Below are 20,703 nucleotides of genomic sequence, written 5' to 3' on the forward strand. Positions count from 1 at the left end.
GGGGTTTTTTCCTTTGTTGGGAAAAACCGATAAGGATTGTTATGAGAGCGCTCTTATTTCTATGTGTTACAACTGTTTTTAGTTTTTCGCCTAGAGATGCGTTTTCCCAGAACGCAAGGATTGAAATTGCAGAAAACCAGACCATAACCGTTTCCCAAATTTTTGATTTAATCCAGGAACAAGCAGGCTATAGGTTTGTCTATAGTGATGAAGTGATTGCCAAGGCTCCAAAAGTGTCCGTTAAAAAGGGAACTATTTTGGCCAGAAGGTTGTTAAAAAAAGGATTGTCTCCCATAGGGTGTACCTACGAGATTACTGAGAACGAGACCATCATCGTTAAAGGTCCCCCCGTAGTCGTTGCAAATGCACAACAGACCACGATTAATGGTACGGTAACCGATGACATCGGCACTCCCTTGCCCGGAGCAACAATTTTGGAGAAAGGTACCACTAACGGCACCCAAACCGATTTTGATGGGAATTTTTCTATAGAGGTTACCGGTCCAAACGCAACTTTGGTCGTTTCTTACATCGGATTCGTTGCCCAGGAAGTGCCCCTAGACGGGAGAACGTCGGTAACTGTACAACTACAGGAAGATACGGCCAAATTAGATGAAGTGGTTGTTGTGGGGTATGGAATCCAGGAAAGAAAAACCTTGGCAGGAGCCATAACCACTGTAGACGCGGAGACCTTTGAGTCGAGGCCGGTCCCCAATGCCGTGTCCAGTTTGCAGGGTATTACTCCTGGATTGATTGTCACCGGCGGTAATGGACCGGGATCACAGCCCAATATTAACATTAGGGGTTTAAGTTCTTTGAGTGGCGGGGGCAATTTCCCATTGGTTCTGGTAGATGGATTTCAGAGCCAGATCGATAACGTTAACCCGGATGATATAGCGAATATATCCGTAATCAAGGATGGGGCCGCTGCCATTTACGGTAACCAGGCATCCAATGGTGTCATCTTGATCACTACAAAAAAAGGAAGGCGCAATACCGCCCCGCAAGTACAGTACAGCACCATCGTTGGGTTTACCTCCCCTACCTATATCCCTGAAAAAACAACACAGGAAGAGTATATGCTTACAGTAAATGAGGCTTTTGTCAACGACGGGGATGCCCCGCTTTATGGGGATATTTTCTTTGATGCCCTGGGTACGGACACGGTGCTTAACTTTAGTGATACCAGATTTGCGGATCCATTAAGGGAGGATAGCTATTTGATTTTCAACCAACCGGATAACCTGTTTGTAGACGAATTACTGCAAAATGGGATAATCCAACAGCACAATTTGAGTATTGCCGGCGGTGGTGAAAACAACACATATCGGGTGTCGCTGGGGTATCTCAGTAATGAAGGGGTCATCAATTCCCCTTTCGATAGTTTTGACAGATACAATCTAAGGATAAACAACGACATCCAGTTGATGGACAACCTAAAACTGTCCATGCAAAACGCCTTGGAAATCGGCGATCGCTCGGTAAGCCAGCAACAGAGTGCTGCATTACAGAGGGTTGTAGGCAATTGGACTTTTCAACCCGTAAGAAACCCGGATGGGCAATTGTATACGTTTCGAGGGTTTGCAAATCCTTTGGACCTTTTGGAACAGGGCGGGGAGACCAATACAGTGACCACAAGGGTCATTTCCAATCTAAAGTTGGATTATGAAATTATCGATGGCTTGACCCTGACCGGAACGGCGGGTATCAACCAAAACAGAATTGACAGAAGGTCCGAACAGCCCACCATCTTTTTGCAAAACGGTTGGACCGTGGACCAACCTAGGGTAGCAGGTGCCAATCCCAACCGCTTGAGCGAGACCTTGGAAAGGGAGAATTATTTTAACCTTTCGGGCTACCTCACCTATAATAAGGGCTTTGGGAATCATGAAATTACCGCTACCGCCGGGGCATCCCATGAACAACGCAAGGATACCCGTTTTGTAATGGAGGCCCGAGACTTCCCTTTTAACGATAGGGAAGATTTTTCCGTGCAGTTTGGAAACGATGATGAGGACAGAATTTCCGAACCCTTCGCAGAGGGCAGGAATGATCCCAATGACAATTTTGGGATTGCCTGGACACTTCGCTCATGGTTCGGAAGGTTCAACTACCAATACAAGAACAAATATATTGCAGAGGCCACTGTACGCTATGACGGTTCTTCAAGGTTCACCCCAGATGAACGTTGGGGTCTCTTCACAGGATATCTGGGAGCCTGGGTGGCATCGGAAGAGCAGTTCATTAGGGATTTGAATGTTTTCGATTTTCTAAAATTTAGGGCATCCTATGGAGAAACGGGCAATCAGAACGGAATAGGCCACTTTGACTTTTTAGCGAGGATTAATACTGGTGAGCGCTATATTTTTGGAGGTGTTGACGATCCCTTATTCGATTCCCAGACCCCGGCCCAATTTTATAGTGAAGCCAATGCGGTAAGCCTAGATCGTACCTGGGAAACCGTGGCCACCACCAACCTTGGTGTGGACATGGCCCTTTTGGGATCTCGACTGAACCTTTCCTTTGATTATTTTCAACGGGTAAACAAAGATATGTTGGTGGGCATTACCTTACCCGAAGTCTTGGGGATTGGACCTCCCGCATTGAACCGAGGGGAACTGGAAACCAAGGGGTTTGAACTGTCCATAGGTTGGAACGATAAGATAGGGGAGGATTTCAGTTACTATGTTCGGGGAGCCCTTTTCAACGATGACAACAAGCTGGTCCGCTTGGAAAACAGTGAACAGCCAAGAAGAGCCGGGGTAAACGATAGGCTGTTGGGTAAATCGACAGGTACTCTTTTGGGATATCAGTTTGATGGGTTATTTCAGACCGATGCAGAAGTGGCGGCCTATCAGGAGGCTGTTGCCAATGGTGTTCCGGGTGGGGCGTTGGGAGCCTTAAGAACGGGTGATGTACGTTATGTTGATATTGACGGCAATGGAGAGATCAGCGAATTGGGCAATCCAGAAAACGGCGATACCGGTGATTTGATAGAGTTGGGTAACAATAGGGTCCAATACAGTTTTAGCCTTGATTTGGGGGGGCAATACAAAAACTTTGATTTTAGGGCACTCATACAAGGAGTTGGTCAACAGGACTTGTTTATCGATGGCAGGTTCAGGGGCCCCATAGTGGACGGTGCCTGGTTTGTCCAAGGACTCCGATATTATTTTGGGAGGACATGGAGCGCAGACAATCCCAATGCACAATTTCCAAGGTTAAGTACCCAAAGACCTATTAATGATTATAACTATGCGCCCTCTAGCCTTTCCGTATTGAATGGGGCCTATGCAAGGTTAAAGAACGTACAATTGGGATATTCCCTCCCAGATTCGGTGTTGTCCAGTATGGGGATCGAACAGCTTCGGCTATATGTAACGGGAGAAAATGTAGCGGAGATACAGTCCGAAAGATCACGATCCTTGGGCTTTGACCCGGAAAAAGGATCTCCTTCCTTTAGTTATCCGTTTGTAAGAACGTATTCCTTGGGACTTCAGGTTACTTTTTAACGCATAAAATACAGAATAATGATGAAAAAGATATTGATAATATGTTTTGGGATGGTCTTGTTGCACAGTTGTCAAGACTTGGATTTGGAACCTGAAAGTGTGTTCTCAGACGGGCAATTATGGCAACAGGAAGTGGATTATGAGCGAGCCGTGAATCTATTATATCCTTCCCTTGGAGTGCATGGGTTCCGAGACAATGATTCCGATCTGGCTGCAGGGGCCGACAATAATGCTATAAGTAATGGAAGTAGGACGGCACCTCCGACCAGTAACTTTTTTAACGATTCCTATAACTCCATCAGAGATGCCAATTTTGTGATTGACAGGGCTATTGCCAATGGCTTTGAAGACAGCCGTTTTGTGGCCGAAGCAAAGTGGTTTAGGGCACTTTATTATTTTAGACTGATTTATGTATATGGTGATGTGCCTTTTTTTACGACAGTACTGGATCCCGGTTCTGAGGACCTGTTTGCAGCTAAAACCTCTCGGGAAACAATAGTGAATTTTTTATTGGAAGACTTACGGGCCATAGCCCCGGTGTTGCCGTTACAAAGTGAAATTGCCGATGCGGAGTTGGGTCGTATAAGCCGTGGGGCAGCAGATGCCCTAAGGGCCAGGATCGCCCTTTTCGAGGGTACCTGGGTAAAGTATCATGGCACGCCAGGAAATACCGAGGCCCTGCTTGGAGAAGCCGTAGAGGCTTCCCAGGAAGTGATTTCCAGTGGCGAATACGAACTGTATGTCCATGCTCCTGACCCCGACATCTCTTACCAGGCCTTTTATTCGGAGTTTGGCAATGATTCCAAACAGCAGATCGTGGCCAGGCGTTACGATGCCCAAAACACCCATTTTTTCTCAAATGGGGCCGTGGACGGCCCAGGGAGTCCAACGAGAAAGTTGGCGGATATGTTCCTTTGTACCGATGGGCTTCCCATTGATCAATCCCCGTTGTTCCAGGGCAGGGACCTAATGGCCGATGAATTCATTGACAGGGACCGCAGGATGACGATGAACATAGTACCACCCGGGTTTCCTTCGATCAACAGGTTTGACCAGGAAGGGGTTTTGGAGGATTTTCCCACTCCTGCCTCGTCCAGGACATATTATAGAAATTATAAATTTGTATCCCTAATATACTCCACGGCCACTGGCGATCTGCAGACCTTTTATTACCATCTGCTCCATTATCCGGAAATATTGTTGACCAATGCCGAGGCACTTTATGAGCTGAACGGAAGTATTACGGACAATCAACTGAACAGTACCATAAACCTACTCCGTGCCAGGGGTGGTGTCGCTCCGCTGACCAATGGTCTGGTAAGTGCCAACGGTCTGGATATGCTGGAAGAAATTCGTAGGGAACGCAGTATTGAACTGATCCATGAAGGATTTAGGAGAGGGGATTTGCGTCGATGGAGAACCGCTGAGGTCCAAATGCCACAGGCCTTGAAAGGGGTACAGTTTGTTGGGACCGAATTCGAGACTGCCATGCTACCGGAGGGAGGCCTTAGATATCCGGCATTGCCTCCATTTATTGATGATGCCACTGGAGATGTCATTGTAGAACCGGAAAGCCAACGTTCATTTAATCCAAATAGGGATTATTTGGATCCCTTTCCGACCGAGGAGATAATAATCAACCCCAATCTAGAGCAAAACCCTGGATGGTAAAAAGTCTAGTTTTTTACTAGGTTAGTCAGTGTTAGTTTGTTTTATGGGGGAGTCCCATTAGGACTTCCCCCATTTAATCATAAAACGTGAACATGTATTATGTTGCAAATTATGAAGATGTACCGTGAATGGCAGTTGTCCGGGAGACAATGTAAAACTGAAAAAGTTATATCCCATTGTTAAGAAAGCATTGGAATTTTCATGGGGAGAAAGCAAGTGGGATGCTGATGCCGACGGTGTGCTTGAAGGGTACCATCACAATACAATGTGTGAATTACCTGGCGCCAAATCCCCAGATGTCCACATGGTATCTGGGAGCTTTGTTATCTGGAGAAAAAATGGCACTGGCTGTGAATGATAAGGGTTGTGCCAAGAAATGCCGTGCGATGTTTAGAAATGGCAACCAATGGGTAGATGACAACTTGTTCAATGGTAAATATTACATCCAAAAGTTGCCAAAACCTGTTGATTGTCAGGTTGACGAAGGTATCTTGGTAGACCAGCTTGTGGGGCAGTATAGGGCACATGTTTGCGGACTGGGCTATTTATTAAAAAAGGAAAATATTGAGACTACGCTAAAAACCATTCACAAATGTAATTAAGATGGTTTTAACGATTACCTGAGTACTTCAGGGCTTATGCAACCGGTAACGAAAAAGGCTTGATATGGGGTATTATCCCGAAGGAAAACGTGAAGCACGTCCTTTCCCGAACTATTCTGAAGTAATGACAGGCTTTGAATATAGTACAAGTGCCCATACGATATACGAGGGGCTATTGGAGCAAGGGTTGGAGGTTTTTAGTGCTGTCAGGGACCGATATGAGGGGAAAAATAGAAATCCGTTCAACGAAGGTGAATTTGGGTACAGGTATGGAAGGGCCATGGCTTCTTGGAGTGGGATACTGGCTTATACCGGATTTGAATATAGTGGCGTGGAAAAAATTATGAAGTTCAATTCCAGGGAAAGTAGCTTTTTTTGGTCGAACGGATATGTTTACGGTACTGTTAAGATTTCCGGGCACAATAATGAATATACTGCCGACCTAATAATGCTTTCCGGCAAACGTGCACTTAAAGGGTTTCATTTTAAAGGTACAAATTCAATAAATATGCACAGAGAACTGGGAATGCACAGTGGTGAAATCTATAAACTACCTCTGAAATAATTAATTATGGTTAGCGGCCTTCAAATTTTGGGAGTGATGAATATTTAATACCAAGCAGAATTTGCCTGTAAAATGGATGACACCAAATAATGTCAGCAAGAAACCTGGAGAAATCTCAAAGTGAATGATAAAATGAATAAGGAAAAACAGGATGTTAATCTGGTTTGATAAAATATAGCAGTATGGGTAAAACTAAATTTTCAACAATGGTGATGTGGATTGTTCTGCTAATTCCGTTATCTAAAGTTGACGCACAGGAATTAAGTGGCTACAAGTCAAAATCAACGGAAAAATCTTTAGAAAATAAAATGGCCTGGTGGCAGGAAGCGCGTTTTGGGATGTTCGTCCATTTTGGCTTGTATTCGGTGCCGTCCGGTGTTTATAATAACGAAATCATGGGACGCAATTGGTATGCCGAATGGATCCATATGCAGGGAAACTGGCCGGATGGCATTCCTGAAGGGGAATACAGAAAGTTTGCAAAACGGTTCGATCCCAAAAGTTTTGATGCGGATCAGTGGATACGCCTGGCCAAGGCAGCCGGCATGAAGTACTTTTTGATCACTGCCAAACACCACGACGGATTCGCCCTTTGGCCGACCAAGGTGTCCGGATATAACGTAATGGACGCCACACCCTTCAAAAGGGATATATTGGGCGAATTGGCAACGGCCTGCAAAAAATATGATGTCAAACTCGGGTTTTATTACTCGCATTGGCAGGACTGGGGGCATGGCGGGGCAATGCCCAAAAAGCCGTCCAAGCCTGGTGGACCCAAAAAGCCAAAGTCGACCTTGGCCGATTTTGATAATTACTGGAACAAAATCTGCTTGCCGCAAGTGCAAGAACTCATTGAAAATTACGATCCGCATTTTTTATGGTTTGATACGTGGAGAAGATCAAGGGAAATTACCGATGAAAAAGTGGATGAACTGATTGCCCACGTAAGAAGGTTGAATGACAAATGCCTGGTCAATAGCCGTATCGCTTTTGGGTATGAAGGGATTGAGGACAAAGTGGACTACCTTTCGATGATGGATAATGATTTTCCCGATGGTTACATCGAGAAGCCATGGGAAACATCGGGTACCATGAACCGTTCCTGGGGGTGCCACCAGCTTGATTATGGCTGGAAACCTGCCGGGGAATTGTTGCGGAACCTTGTGGCCAACGCTTCTCGCAATGGAAACTATCAATTGAATATTGGCCCGATGGCCGATGGCACTTTCCCGAAACCGAGTATCAAAAGGCTGAAGGAAATTGGGGCCTGGATGGATATCAATGGCGAGGCTATTTACGGGGCAAGGCCCAATCCCGTGGCCGAGCAGGAGTGGGGGTACATCACAGCGAAAGGGACAAAAAAAAGGATCAGACTTTACCTTTTTGTTTTTGACTGGGACAAATCGGGCAAAATCAAGGTCAAAGAACTCTTAAAAATACCCATTAAGATACAGGTACTTGAAACGGGCGAGGTTTTAAAGGGCATCAATGTAAAAGATGGACTCGAGATCATATTGCCCGAATTTCGTCCCGATCATAACTGTACGGTCATTACGGTAGAAATCAGTAAGTAGCCGTTTTTTGATTCAAACCGGTTGATCGATGTACCTGTGTACGGGCGGGAAGAAATATTTTTAAGGGCAATGGTTCCTACTCAACGTGCTTAAATGGGTTCGATGGACAAAGAATGGGATAACAATAGATTTGAAAATAGAAATAATAAATACGAATCATGAACAAAAAATTTTTAATACTACTAACGATGATCGCCTTGGGCATTACGGACGGTTTTTCCCAATCAGATGTTACAGATTTAGAGTCGTTCAGCACTATGGGGAAACAAAGCACGATACTTCGTTCCGGCAATGAAGAGGTACTTTATGTAAAAGAAGGAAAGGGCTTGCTGCACCATATGTGGTTTGGCGGGAGTTTTAAGGGAATAGAGAATACCATCGTACGCATTTATGTCGACGATGAGGAAAAACCGTCCATCGAAATGAAAATGTCGGAAGGGTTCGCCAATGCCTACCATTCTGAAAACCATTATCAGTCATCTGCCATTATAGGCAAGACGGGGCGCAAGGGCGGAGTGTACAACACCCTTAAAATACCCTTTGGCACAAAACTAAAGATTACGGCCCAGAACAAGGATTCAGGAAATTTTTGGTGGATTTTTAGGGGGACGGACAACTTGCCATTGACCATTAATGGCGTGACCTTGCCGGAAAACGCCAGGATGAAACTGTACAAGGTGGAAGATAGACTCGTGAACGCCTATGATGAATTCAACCTGTGCAACACAAAAAAGGATGGTTTATTGTACATGGTCTATATGCAGGGAGAAGCTGCAGAACCTGGAAAGGTTTATGAAAAGGAGTGGCACAGACTAAGCTTTTTGGAGGCCTGTATGAGGGCCTATATTGCAGGGGCCAAAGAACCGGTGTTTTTATCATCGGGGCTGGAAGATTATTTTTTGGGCACCTATTACTTCATTTCGGGACGTTTTGCCAACGATTTGGCGGGTTTGACCTATTTTGACAAAGAGGATGCCAAATTTGCCGCATACAGGATCCATGACAGGGACCCATTTTATTTTAAAGACGGATTACGATTGACCTGTAAAGCTGGCGAAACATTGCCTGAAAGAAACAATGGGAAATTGCACGATGCCCCAAATAGCAAGTACACAAGCTATACATGGATTTATGAATGGTAAAATAACATAACCTGGCTGCACGTAGGATTGGACCAGTTGCACTTGATTTTTTTTGGAACCCATACTGCCAACGCCCAGAAGGGGAAGGCCCCTAGACGGGCAGATAGCCTTCTTTGGACCGAGTATGCCCAACAGCAGGGAGTCGATTTTTTCAAGGTGATGAAGAAATCGATTGAAATAAGAAAGACTTTATCATGATACGCTATCAACATTCAAGAAAAATGAAACATAAACGACATATTATTCTATTGCTCTGGGTATTCGCACCTCTGTTGTTGACTGCCCAAAAAAATACGATGAAAGTAACGTTCCAATCCCTTTTGGAAGAAATGGTGGATCGGGATGCGCTCACCAGGCACCCGGACGGACTGTGGACGCTACATCAGGTCAGTAGTTACGACAAACGTGCCGATAACGGTGACATGTTCGCCAATTCAGATTGGAGTAATTTTTACGGGCGGGAGCGGTATAAAGGCAAAGAGGTTCAGGTCGTAATGGATGTTAAAGGTCCGGGAGCGATCACCCGTATTTGGATGGCAGGCAATCCCAATGCCAAACATGCGCTGCGCTTTTTTATTGACGGTGAAGAAGTGCCTTTTTGGGAAGCGGACCATATAGGTGCTTTGATCGGGCAAAACAACGACATTGGCAAACCACTGTCCTTCCGATCTGTGGACCTGGATGATCTGCCGACCAACAAAGGGGCCAAACCTGGTCACAACCTTTACGCACCTATTCCTTTCGAAAAGCGCATCAAGATAACCTACGAGGGCCCTCATGAGAAAAAAGGTGCATTCCACGGGCTGTTTTGGAACATCAACTATAGACTGTATCACGGTAAGGTCAAAGTAGAAAGCTTCAATGCGGAAACGACTAAGAAATATGCGGGAATATTTGAAGAGGTGAGCAATCAATTGATTGAATTTCAGTCCAACACCGCCAACAAGACCAAGACAGAAGGGGAAGTACAAAAAAATCATTGGACAGGCACGATCCTGGAAGCGGGTAAGCAAATTGACCTTGATTTTGAAGGGGCAAAAGCGATCAATACCATCAAGTTGGAGCTGGATGCCGAAGACATAAACAAAGCATTGAAAGGTGTCTTTTTAAAAATTGGCTTTGACGGTGACGAAACCGTCACATGCCCGGCAGGATTGTTTTTTGGCACTGGCGATCAAGCTAAGGAAGCAAGAGACTATTACCGAAAAGTTGATTCCATGGGTGTAATGGCCGCCTATTGGCGAATGCCATTCAGAGAAGAAGCTAAAATCAGTTTGGTGAATACCTCCGAAGTACCGGTATTGGCCAAATATTGGATCCATACCGTTCCCTACAAATGGACTGAAAACTCCATGTACTTTCACGGTGAACACAAAGAAAGGTTGGACTTGGCGGTGCAAGCCAGAGAAGGGTTTGACCTGCCTTTTTTACAAGTGGATCAAGGGCAGGGCGTCTTCGTGGGAGACACCTATCAGATATACAAGCCCTATGGCCGTTGGTGGGGCGAAGGTGATGAAAAAATCTATATAGACGGCAGCAAGTTTCCCGATCACTTTGGTACCGGTACGGAAGACTACTACGGCTATGCCTGGGGACATCCGGAATTGTACAACCATTTGTTCATCACCCAACCGATCGGAGATGCCAATTTGCTTAGGGGACCTGGCACAACGGTCAATTCCAGAGTTAGATTGCTGGATGGGATTCCATTTAGCAAGTCTTTGGATTTTCAAATGGAAAAATGGGGTTGGGCAGACCGAAAAGTCGATATTCGATGGGCAACCTTTTGGTACCAGAAATAAATCTTAAAAACAAAACTAAATACTTGGACCGAGTTACAAATTATGAAGACACAAGTGGGAACCCTTTTTTTGCATGCAGCTGAAACCGACTGTAATCATGGCAGTGAATACACAAGCCATACATGGGTTCATGAATGGAAAAATGTAAAGTAATCCAACCCAACTGCAGGAAGATGAAACAGGTTGCAAGTCAAACGGAATAGAGGAAGGTTATGAGACAAAAGTTGATAGTGTTCAATAGAAAAATTGACTGGCTTTAAGTTCGTAGAAAAACATAGGACAATGAAATTACAAAAAGTAGCATTAGCCATTTGTTTTACGTTGGGGGCTTGTAATACCAATCAGACAAAAGAAAAAAGCAGCGGCAAAAAACCCAATGTGTTATTTATTCTGGTCGATGACTTTGGGTATCATGATATGAGTGTCATGGGAAGCAAATATTATGAAACCCCAAATATTGACCGTATAGCTACCCAAGGTGTTATGTTTACAAACGGTTATGCCACAAGTCGTGTTTGTAGTCCTTCACGTGCCAGTATTTTAACCGGAAAATTTACTGCAAGACACGGCATTACCGATTGGATTGGTGCAAAAACCGGTAAAGAATGGCGTGAGAAAGGAAGGCACAGTCAATTGTTGCCACCGGAGTATGTACGTAATTTGCCACAAAAGTATGTTACCCTGCCCGAAGCGATGAAAGAAGTTGGCTATAAAACATTTTTTGCTGGCAAATGGCATATTGGAGGTAAAGGTTCTTGGCCCGAAAACCATGGCTTTGACACTAATAAAGGAGGTTGGGATACAGGAGGTCCGATTGGAGGCTATTTCTCCCCTTGGGCAAATCCTAATTTACCTAATAAAATAGATGGTGAAAACCTGCCCATGCGATTGGCAAATGAAACGGCCGATTTTATCAAAAAACACAAAGACACTACGTTTTTTGCCTACCTGTCATTTTATGCCGTTCACAGCCCTATACAAACCACGCAACAAAAATGGTTAAAATACCGCAACAAAGCCGATAGTCTCGGAATTACAGATAAAGGCTTTAAAATGGGACATTTTTTTCCCATAAGACAAGTACAGGACAACCCTATTTATGCAGGACTGGTAGAAACAATGGATGAAGCCGTAGGGCATGTGTTAAAAACACTTGAAGAACTGGGATTGGATGAGAATACCATTGTAGTTTTCACTTCGGACAATGGCGGTGTAGTTGCCGGCGATGCTTATGCAACCTCGAATAAACCATTGCGCGCCGGTAAAGGATATCAGTTTGAAGGCGGTATTCGGGAACCCTATTTTATTAAAGTACCATGGTTGGCCTGTGGTAAAAAGAACCATGTACCTGTATCAGGAACCGATTTTTATCCTACAATTTTGGAGCTCATAGGAGCTCGTTTAAAACCTGAAGAGCACCAGGATGGTGTAAGCCTTGTACCCTTACTTAAAGGAAAAAGCCTTCAGGAACGCCCGCTTATATGGCACTATCCCCACTATGGAAACCAAGGAGGCGAACCATCATCAATAATCAGGGAAGGCAATTGGAAACTTATCCATTACTATGAAGATGGCCGTGAAGAATTGTATAATTTAAAGAATGATATTGAAGAAGCCAACAACACGGTTGCAAATAACCCGGAATTGGCCAAACGATTAAGTAGAAAACTCTTTGATTACTTACATAAAGTAGGGGCAAGATTCCCTGAAAAAGACCCCGAATACAATGCTGAAAAAGAACATAGGTGGAGAGAAAGACAAGAGAAAATGAATTTACCGGCTTGGGAAAACAGGCGCATAGAATACCTTTCTAAGGATTTTGACCCAAAAAACAATTGGTGGGGAAGTAAAGTAGGTGATTGAAATTAAGAATAAATTAAAAACATGTTGAATTCAATAAAACGTATTGTATTAGTAGGTTTAGCAGCAACTTTAGGGGTTTCTTGCACCCATAAAACAGACAAAAAATCAACTGTCGGCAAAGAAAATCAACTGCCCAATATCGTATATGTTCTGGCAGACGATTTAGGGTACGGAGATATTTCGGCACTTAACGAAAATGGAAAGATAAAAACCCCAAATATCGACCAAATGGCTTCTGAGGGCATGCGATTTACTGATGCACATACCTCCTCATCAGTTTGTACCCCAACAAGATATGGCATTTTAACAGGACGGTATAATTGGAGAAGTAAGTTGAAAAAAGGTGTGCTTGGAGGAACATCAAAAGCACTGATACCAACGAGCAGAAGTACGGTGGCCTCTGTTTTAAAAAAGAACGGATATCATACGGCATTTATAGGAAAATGGCATTTAGGCTGGGACTGGGGGTTAAAAAAAACAGAAGAATTTGGAGGAGGCTGGGACGAATTTGATAAGATTGATTATTCTAAACCCGTTACCAACACCCCCAACGACCTAGGATTTGATTATGCCTATGGCCACTGTGGGTCACTGGATATGGCCCCTTATGTGTATGTGGAAAACGGACTGGCCACACAAATTCCGGGTACCGTTACGGTAAATACCGGAAAATACTCCTGGTGGCGAAAAGGGCCTACCTCCAATGATTTTATCCATGAAGATGTTACGCCAAACTTTTTTAGAAGGGGCATTCAATATATACGTGAACAAGCTAACCGGGATGAACCTTTCTTTTTGTACCTACCCTTGCCATCGCCACATACGCCTATTTTACCTACCGAACAGTGGCAGGGAAAAAGTGGCCTAAACCCGTACGGAGATTTTGTGATGATGGTGGATGATTATATGGGGCAATTGCTGGAAGCAGTTAAAGAATCCGGAATAGAAGAGAATACCCTGATTATTTTCACAAGTGATAACGGTTGTTCCCCCGCGGCAAAAATTAACGAACTGGAGGCCAAAGGACATTCGCCGAGCTATATTTACAGAGGGCATAAAGCAGATATTTTTGAAGGAGGCCACCGGGTGCCGTTCATTGCAAAATGGCCCAAAAAAATTAATAAAGGTATGGTATCGGACGAAACGATTTGCACAACTGACCTTATGGCTACCTGTGCGGAAATTATCGGCTACTCCATGTTAGACAATGAAGGAGAAGATAGCTACAGCCTGGTTGCTTTGTTTGAACAGGAGAAATTGGACAAACCACTTAGGGAAGCCACAGTGCATCATTCCATTAACGGGAATTTTGCTATCAGAAAAGGGGAGTGGAAACTTATTATGTGTCCTGGTTCCGGGGGTTGGAGTTTTCCAAGGCCCGGAAAAGATGATGGGATACGAAAAAACCTTCCCCCGATACAGCTTTATAATTTAAGGGACGATCCGGGCGAAACAAAAAATCTGCATACTACACACACCGCAAAAGCAAAAGAATTAAAATCATTGCTTATGAAATATATTGTTGAAGGGAGGAGCACTCCGGGAGTGCCGCAAAAAAATGATTCAATCGATTTTAAATGGGAACAAGTCAGTTTTATGAATCAGTAAATAAAATTCATCCGAGATTGTTATACATGGTTTCAAAATTAAATAGCATCCTATGCTAAAAAATACTATAATAATCATTGCGTCCTTTTTAGTAGTTGGATGTAACCCTAATCTTAAACGCTCAAAATCCAATCCGGCTTCCGATTCGGAACGTTGGAAAATCAAGACCCAGCAAGAGTGGCAGGCTGCAAAAGGTAAAAGTTCCGGTCTTGACATAAAGGACGGCTTGGTTCATCCCCAAAAAGATGCTGCCTATTTTTCAAGCACACTAAAAAAATTTAAAAGGATGCGCAAATTGGAATCCATAACACTAAAACAGACCCCGCAATGGAACAACTGGCAGGCCATACCCAAAGTGACCCCTCCGGAGGCCAGTGATGCGCCTGTGTTTATCCCTGTTTCAAAAGGAAACTATTGGTTTCTTTCCAGATATTCGGGAGATGCTGCCAATGGGTATCATGCATGGCATAGTAAAGACATGAAAAGCTGGAAACATTATGGGCCTGTTTCGTCGAGCGTCAACAAATGGGTTACTTCTGCCGAGTATGCCGACGGCAAATTCTATATCTATTACGACAAACCCAATGATGAAGACCCTCACCTGATCATTGACGAAGATCTTACCGACGGAAAACAGGGCAAAGAGATAGGAAAGGTATTAAAAGACCCTACTCATGGTTCCGATATGGCCGTTTTTCGTAATGATGATGGAATATTTCATATAATTTATGAAGATTGGAGTCCGATCAATCCACGGGAGAACTCCTGGGATTCGCCTTTAGCCGGGCACGCCGACAGCCCTGATGGAATCAATGGGTTTGAACCCCACGAATATCCACCCCCGATAGATAAACGCACCACCCCTACAGGAATCATTAAGCCTTATAAACCAGCCAGGAACCAATTGGTCCACGGACCAGACCCAACACCCTACACCTATGAAGTGCATGAAGGTCCGCAAGATGCCTTTGGCGATTATACGGCCATAAAAGTAGGCGGACAGTATTACATATTTTGCGACTATGATCCGCATGATGAAAGTAAAGGCATGCGAGTGGGCAGATGGCGAAGTGACGATATTGCCAAAGAATTTGTTTGGGACGGTGAGATCGGGGAAGGCTTTCACCCCGACCCCACCGTGGGCTTTGCCGAAGGGAAATTCTACCTGATCGTTCAACGAAATAGTAATGATTTTATAAGTGATGGCCCTTGGGTGGATGGCATAGAAATTCGGGTCGGGGTTGACACAAATAATGACGGGAATATTGACGATTGGACCGACTTCACAAAGGTGAAAGAAACCTATTCGCAAAAGCCGGGTTTTGTAAGAGTGGTGGAAGCATTTCCGGCTACTTTGGATGTATCGGGATTAAAAGCTGGTTATGGGTTTAAAGTTGACATGAAATTTCACAATAAAAATAAAGTTTTTCCCATTCTCGATTCTTTTGAAGCCTCTTTTGTGGGTGATTTAAAATAGAAAACGATATGCCGTATATTCTAATAAAAAACAAGAAAAGAAGATACCTTATTAGAGTACTCTTTTTGTTTTTGACCACTACCTCGATTTACGCCTCCGATAAAGATTCGCTTACCCTATGGTACCGCCAGCCTGCCCAGATATGGGATGAAGCCCTGCCCATAGGCAATGGCCGCTTGGGTGCCATGGTATTTGGTGGCGTAACTACCGAACGCCTCCAGCTTAACGAAGAAAGTATTTGGAGTAAAGGAGACGAATACAAAGACAAGCCCGGAGGCTATAGGTATGTAAAAAAGATTCGCAACCTGCTATTTCAAGGTAGATATCAAGAAGCCGAAAAAATGGCCATGGAAAAACTGATGGGCGAGCGGCTACCCAGCGGCACGAACACGTATCAAACACTGGGAGATCTCCATATCAACTTTGAGGGTGTTGACAATTACAGCAACTACTACCGTGACCTCAACCTTAGCAGAGCTATGGCCACCACCCGTTTTACCTCTGAAAATGTACAACATCAACGTACTGTGTTTTCAACAGCCAAAGACCAGGCTATTGTAATGCACGCCACAGCAAGCCAATCCGGAAACATCACAGCAACATTGGTGCTTTCACGTCCGGATGAAGGAGAGGTCGTTACTGCTACCGATAATAGGATTATCCTTAAACACCATCTTAACCATGGTCGGGGCGTTCAGTTTGAAGCCCGGGTCGTTGTTATCATTGATGGGGGTACACTTAAAGTGGAGGGCCAACAACTCAAGGTAAACAAGGCCAATAGTATGGAAATCCGGATTGTGGCGGGAACGGACTATTTTAAAGGAAACCCTGCCACTATTTGCGATACTTATGAGCAATCACTTAAGAGCAGAAGCTATCAAAATATTCTGCAAGACCATATCACCGACTACCAACGCCTGTTCAACAGGGTACGTATTGAGTTACCTGCCACCGAAGCGGCCAAATTTGCTACCGATGAACGCATAGCTGCACAGGCCAATGGAGCCTACGACCCATCCTTGGCAGCCCTTTATTTTCAATTCGGCCGCTACCTGCTGATTAGCAGTTCACGCAAAGGCAACTTGCCCGCTAATCTACAGGGTATCTGGGCCGATGGCATTGCTCCGCCCTGGAATTCCGATTATCACATCAATATCAATATACAAATGATGTATTGGCCCGCCGAGATCACCAACCTTTCGGAGTGTCATATTCCCTTTTTGGAATTTATAGGGAAGCTACGCGAAAATGGTAGAAAAACGGCCAAAGAACTCTACGGAGCCAAAGGTTTTACCGCCCACCACACTACTGATGTCTGGCATTTTACCACCTCTTTTGGGTTACCGAGGTATGGCCTTTGGCCTATGGGTGCTGCCTGGTCGGCCACCCATATCTGGGAACATTACCTTTTTACCGAAGATAAAACCTTTCTGGCCAATTACGGTTACCCAGTGATGCGGGAGGCAGCCGAATTTCTGTCCTCATTCTTAGTGAAACACCCTAAAACGGGCAAACTGGTGACCGGGCCTTCCATGTCGCCTGAAAATGTATTTGTCGCCCCAAGTGGTGAAAAGGCCTCCATAGTTATGGGACCGGCTATGGACTTACAAATCACCCGGCATCTTTTTGAAAGTGTGATAAGCGCTTCCGAAGTATTGAATACAGATAAGGCATTCAGGAACAAGCTGAAAACACAATTGGCCAGACTTACCCCCAGTATGATCGGCAAGGACGGGTTGATTTTGGAGTGGTCCTCGGAAGAGTTGAAGCAGGCCCTGCCCGGTCACCGCCATATTTCACACCTTTACGGATTATTCCCCTCCGGGGAATTCAACTGGAACGATACCCCTGAATACATGACGGCCTCTAAAAAAGTAATCGAAGACCGGCTTTCAAAGGGAGGAGGCCATACCGGATGGAGCCGTGGCTGGATTATGAATTTCTATGCGCGTTTGTTGGATGGCAACAAAGTATGGGACAACCTGACCGACCTTTGGGCAAAGAAAACCTATCCCAATCTTTTTGATGCCCACCCGCCCTTTCAGATGGATGGAAATATGGGGTCTATCGCAGCGTTGGTAGAAGCCTTGTTACAATCGTATGCCAACGAAATCAACCTTCTGCCCGCATTGCCCGATGCATTGCCTTCGGGAAAAATATCCGGTTTAGTAGCGCGAGGCGGTTTTATAGTGGATATAGAGTGGGACAACTACCAATTGCTAAAGGCAACCATTACATCCAAACTGGGCAATAATGCCCGTATAAGGTACGGCTCAAAAGTGGTAACATTTAAGATGGGGAAAGGCGAAAGCATCACCTTGGACAAAACTTTTAAATATCAAGAAGATGAATAACAAAATTATTATAACTGCAATATTAATTTACGGATTCATTCAAAATGTATTTGCGCAGAACAATTTAGAAAAAGTAAAAGAAGTCTATTCCAACATTGAATTCAAATACGATAACATTAAAGGGATAGGCTATGAAAAAGGCTGTACGAGGAGAGATCCCAGTGATATCATCAAGGTCGGAAATACCTGGTATGTATATTATACGAAGGTTTATGGCCGGTCTCCTGGCTATTGGGGGACTTTATGGTACGCTACATCAACAGATAACGGATACACATGGAAAGAGCAAGGAGAAATATTGGGATTAGGCGCAGAAGGCACTTTTGATTCTCAAGCTACTTTCACTCCTAATATTATTTATGCCAAGGAGAAATACTATCTCTACTATACCGGGGTGAAACCTACACCTGAAAACGCAAAAGGAGAATTTGAAAATAACGCTACTACGGATATTACAGCTATAGGCTTGGCAGTGTCTGATTCCCCCAATGGACCATTTACAAGAATAAGTAAAGAACCAGTGTTGACTGTGAGCGTGGAACCTGAAAAATTTGATAGTTACAGGGTAGATGATGCTGTACTATTGTATAGAAATGGGTTGTACTGGCTGTATTATAAAGGAAGGAGCAGAGTACATAATGGAAGTGGGCCTGCCCATACCCAAATGGGCGTTGCTTTTTCCAAATATCCCGAAGGGCCCTTTATTAAGATGGACGCTCCCCTGCTGGACGGAAGCCATGAAGTTATGCTGTGGCAGGAAGGAACAGGAATTGCCGTGCTTGCCTCGCTCAGCAACACCTTCCAATATGCGCGGGATGGGATTGACTTTAAAAGCAATCCGTTAAATGTTAAAGTTACCGATAGGCCAAAAGCACCGGGTGTTTTCAGGCGAGACCTCACCAATCCGAAAGTAACGGGAGAAGGACTGCACTGGGGCATATCCATGATACACAATGGCGATGACGCTTATTTAATCCGGTATGGGATAAAAAATGATTGACAAGGAAAACAGCAATTTAATAATCACCATATAGCTTGAAGTATAGTTTTGTTCATAAAAAAATAGGTTTTATGAACAAAACTATAATAAAAACAATGACAAAAAAAAATCTTACAATAGCAATTCTGGCCTTGAATGTTTCCATAACATTCTCGCAAACAGATTATTTAGATGAAACCGGTGAAGATTATGCCAACCGTATACAGTGGTTTACAGATGCTAAATATGGGATGTTTATCCACTTTGGACTGTATAGCCAGCTCGGAGGTGTTTGGGAGGGAAAGGAAATAAAAAAATACGCAGAATGGATACAGGCCAATGCAGATATCCCTGCTCAGGTTTACGCTATGTTAATGACTACTTTCAATCCCAAAGATTTTGATGCTGATTTTATAGCCAAAACCGCTAAAAAAGCAGGCATGAAATATGTTGTTATTACCACCAAGCACCATGAAGGCTTCTGTTTATGGGATAGCAAATATACTAATTTCGATGTGGCAGGCACCCCGTTTAAAGGGCGTGATATTCTTGCAGAATTGAGTGCAGCCTGCAAAAGGCATGGCTTACGCTTTGGTACTTATTATAGCATTATCGATTGGCATCACCCCTCGCAGGAGCGGAATATTGACGGGGATAGTCCGTGGGGTAAATGGGGGCATGTACGCATGAAATCCAAAAAAAAAGAAGAGTATATCCAGTACATAAAGAATCAAGTTAAGGAGCTTGTTGAAAATTACGACACAGACATCCTTTGGTTTGACGGCGACTGGGTTTACTGGTGGGACATGGCATCAGGCAAAGACCTATACCAATACATAAGGGAGTTGAAACCCGGGATAATCATCAACAACAGGGTAGCAAAGCGTGCAAAATTCAAAAAGGATTTTGGCACTCCCGAGCAGAAACATCCCGGTGGCAAGTTAACCCATAATTGGGAAGCGTGTTATACCATGAACAAATCCTGGGGCTTTAAAAAAAGCGATAAGAATTGGAAAGACGCTCAAACGATTTATAACAAATTGAAGGATATCAATGGTAAAGGGGGCAACCTGCTTTTAAACATAGGGCCTGACGGTAATGGTAATGTTCCTGAAGAATCGGTGAAAATCTTATTGGAAGTGGGTAAGATGCTTAAAGAGACTAAATAAGAAAGTGACGGTTCTTAGGTGGACGGTGTAGAAATTCGAGCTGGGGTTGACATGGATAACGATGGAACCATTGACTGTTGGACTAATTTAACAAAGGTTAAGGAAGCTTATTCGCAAAAGCCGGGTTTTGTAAAGGTGGTTGAGGTGCTTCCGGCTACCCTGAATGTATCGGAATAGGAAGCTGGTTATGCTTTTAAGATCGAAATACGATTTTATAATAACAACAATGTCTTCCCTGTTCTGGATTCCTTTGAAGCATCTTTTGCCAATTAAATAAGAGGATATAGCAAAAGATACGGGAGGTTTCTACAGTAGTTTTTGAGGTGAAATAAAATTAAATAACCAACAATACATTAAATCAAAACCGCTGGTCAAACATACAATT

At 44.0% G+C, this 20,703-nt stretch carries 13 protein-coding genes; all 13 read left to right on the plus strand.

The genetic code is table 11. The features are described from left to right. Nucleotides 1-41 precede the first annotated feature (41 nt). Nucleotides 42-3,512, plus strand: a complete 3,471-nt coding sequence (locus L0P88_RS13325) for a SusC/RagA family TonB-linked outer membrane protein (protein ID WP_247130413.1) — start codon at nucleotides 42-44, stop codon at nucleotides 3,510-3,512. Between the two features lie 18 nt (nucleotides 3,513-3,530). After that, nucleotides 3,531-5,183 (plus strand): RagB/SusD family nutrient uptake outer membrane protein, encoded by a 1,653-nt coding sequence (locus L0P88_RS13330; RefSeq protein WP_247130414.1) that lies wholly within the window; start codon nucleotides 3,531-3,533, stop codon nucleotides 5,181-5,183. 176 nt (nucleotides 5,184-5,359) lie between these two features. Next, the gene (locus L0P88_RS13335; RefSeq protein WP_247130415.1) at nucleotides 5,360-5,785 is read left to right on the plus strand and encodes a GH116 family glycosyl hydrolase; all 426 of its coding nucleotides are present in this window, start codon (nucleotides 5,360-5,362) and stop codon (nucleotides 5,783-5,785) included. 64 nt (nucleotides 5,786-5,849) lie between these two features. Then, on the plus strand, nucleotides 5,850-6,350 hold the full coding sequence (locus L0P88_RS13340) for a glycoside hydrolase family 116 protein (RefSeq protein ID WP_247130416.1): 501 nt from the start codon (nucleotides 5,850-5,852) through the stop codon (nucleotides 6,348-6,350). A gap of 212 nt (nucleotides 6,351-6,562) precedes the next feature. Further along, nucleotides 6,563-7,924 (plus strand): alpha-L-fucosidase, encoded by a 1,362-nt coding sequence (locus tag L0P88_RS13345; protein ID WP_281499740.1) that lies wholly within the window; start codon nucleotides 6,563-6,565, stop codon nucleotides 7,922-7,924. 158 nt (nucleotides 7,925-8,082) lie between these two features. Next, on the plus strand, nucleotides 8,083-9,066 hold the full coding sequence (locus L0P88_RS13350; protein WP_247130418.1) for a DUF2961 domain-containing protein: 984 nt from the start codon (nucleotides 8,083-8,085) through the stop codon (nucleotides 9,064-9,066). A gap of 296 nt (nucleotides 9,067-9,362) precedes the next feature. Then, nucleotides 9,363-10,868, plus strand: a complete 1,506-nt coding sequence (locus tag L0P88_RS13355) for a glycoside hydrolase family 172 protein (RefSeq protein ID WP_247130419.1) — start codon at nucleotides 9,363-9,365, stop codon at nucleotides 10,866-10,868. Between the two features lie 282 nt (nucleotides 10,869-11,150). Next, on the plus strand, nucleotides 11,151-12,731 hold the full coding sequence (locus tag L0P88_RS13360) for a sulfatase (protein WP_247130420.1): 1,581 nt from the start codon (nucleotides 11,151-11,153) through the stop codon (nucleotides 12,729-12,731). Between the two features lie 21 nt (nucleotides 12,732-12,752). Next, nucleotides 12,753-14,339 carry a sulfatase family protein gene (locus tag L0P88_RS13365; protein WP_247130421.1) on the plus strand — a complete coding sequence of 529 codons (1,587 nt, stop codon included), beginning with the start codon at nucleotides 12,753-12,755 and terminating at the stop codon, nucleotides 14,337-14,339. Nucleotides 14,340-14,391: 52 nt separating this feature from the next. Continuing rightward, nucleotides 14,392-15,816: a hypothetical protein gene (locus L0P88_RS13370; RefSeq protein ID WP_247130422.1), complete on the plus strand. Its 1,425-nt coding sequence runs from the start codon at nucleotides 14,392-14,394 to the stop codon at nucleotides 15,814-15,816. An 8-nt stretch (nucleotides 15,817-15,824) separates the two neighbouring features. After that, nucleotides 15,825-18,170, plus strand: coding sequence for a glycosyl hydrolase family 95 catalytic domain-containing protein (locus tag L0P88_RS13375; protein ID WP_247130423.1), 2,346 nt, complete (start codon nucleotides 15,825-15,827; stop codon nucleotides 18,168-18,170). After that, nucleotides 18,163-19,170, plus strand: a complete 1,008-nt coding sequence (locus tag L0P88_RS13380) for a family 43 glycosylhydrolase (protein WP_247130424.1) — start codon at nucleotides 18,163-18,165, stop codon at nucleotides 19,168-19,170. The genes L0P88_RS13375 and L0P88_RS13380 overlap by 8 nt, the downstream gene beginning before the upstream one ends. A gap of 71 nt (nucleotides 19,171-19,241) precedes the next feature. Next, nucleotides 19,242-20,318 (plus strand): alpha-L-fucosidase, encoded by a 1,077-nt coding sequence (locus tag L0P88_RS13385; RefSeq protein WP_247130425.1) that lies wholly within the window; start codon nucleotides 19,242-19,244, stop codon nucleotides 20,316-20,318. The last annotated feature ends 385 nt before the right edge of the window (nucleotides 20,319-20,703 follow it).

Source organism: Muricauda sp. SCSIO 64092, from assembly GCF_023016285.1.
GTDB lineage: Bacteria > Bacteroidota > Bacteroidia > Flavobacteriales > Flavobacteriaceae > Croceivirga.

Coding starts and splice junctions, on each gene's coding strand:
- L0P88_RS13330 (WP_247130414.1), top strand. CDS start 3,531: ATGATGAAAAAGATATTGATAATATGTTTTGGGATGGTCTTGTTGCAC.
- L0P88_RS13385 (WP_247130425.1), top strand. CDS start 19,242: ATGAACAAAACTATAATAAAAACAATGACAAAAAAAAATCTTACAATA.
- L0P88_RS13325 (WP_247130413.1), top strand. CDS start 42: ATGAGAGCGCTCTTATTTCTATGTGTTACAACTGTTTTTAGTTTTTCG.
- L0P88_RS13380 (WP_247130424.1), top strand. CDS start 18,163: ATGAATAACAAAATTATTATAACTGCAATATTAATTTACGGATTCATT.
- L0P88_RS13345 (WP_281499740.1), top strand. CDS start 6,563: ATGTGGATTGTTCTGCTAATTCCGTTATCTAAAGTTGACGCACAGGAA.
- L0P88_RS13350 (WP_247130418.1), top strand. CDS start 8,083: ATGAACAAAAAATTTTTAATACTACTAACGATGATCGCCTTGGGCATT.
- L0P88_RS13370 (WP_247130422.1), top strand. CDS start 14,392: ATGCTAAAAAATACTATAATAATCATTGCGTCCTTTTTAGTAGTTGGA.
- L0P88_RS13375 (WP_247130423.1), top strand. CDS start 15,825: ATGCCGTATATTCTAATAAAAAACAAGAAAAGAAGATACCTTATTAGA.
- L0P88_RS13340 (WP_247130416.1), top strand. CDS start 5,850: ATGGGGTATTATCCCGAAGGAAAACGTGAAGCACGTCCTTTCCCGAAC.
- L0P88_RS13355 (WP_247130419.1), top strand. CDS start 9,363: ATGAAAGTAACGTTCCAATCCCTTTTGGAAGAAATGGTGGATCGGGAT.
- L0P88_RS13365 (WP_247130421.1), top strand. CDS start 12,753: ATGTTGAATTCAATAAAACGTATTGTATTAGTAGGTTTAGCAGCAACT.
- L0P88_RS13360 (WP_247130420.1), top strand. CDS start 11,151: ATGAAATTACAAAAAGTAGCATTAGCCATTTGTTTTACGTTGGGGGCT.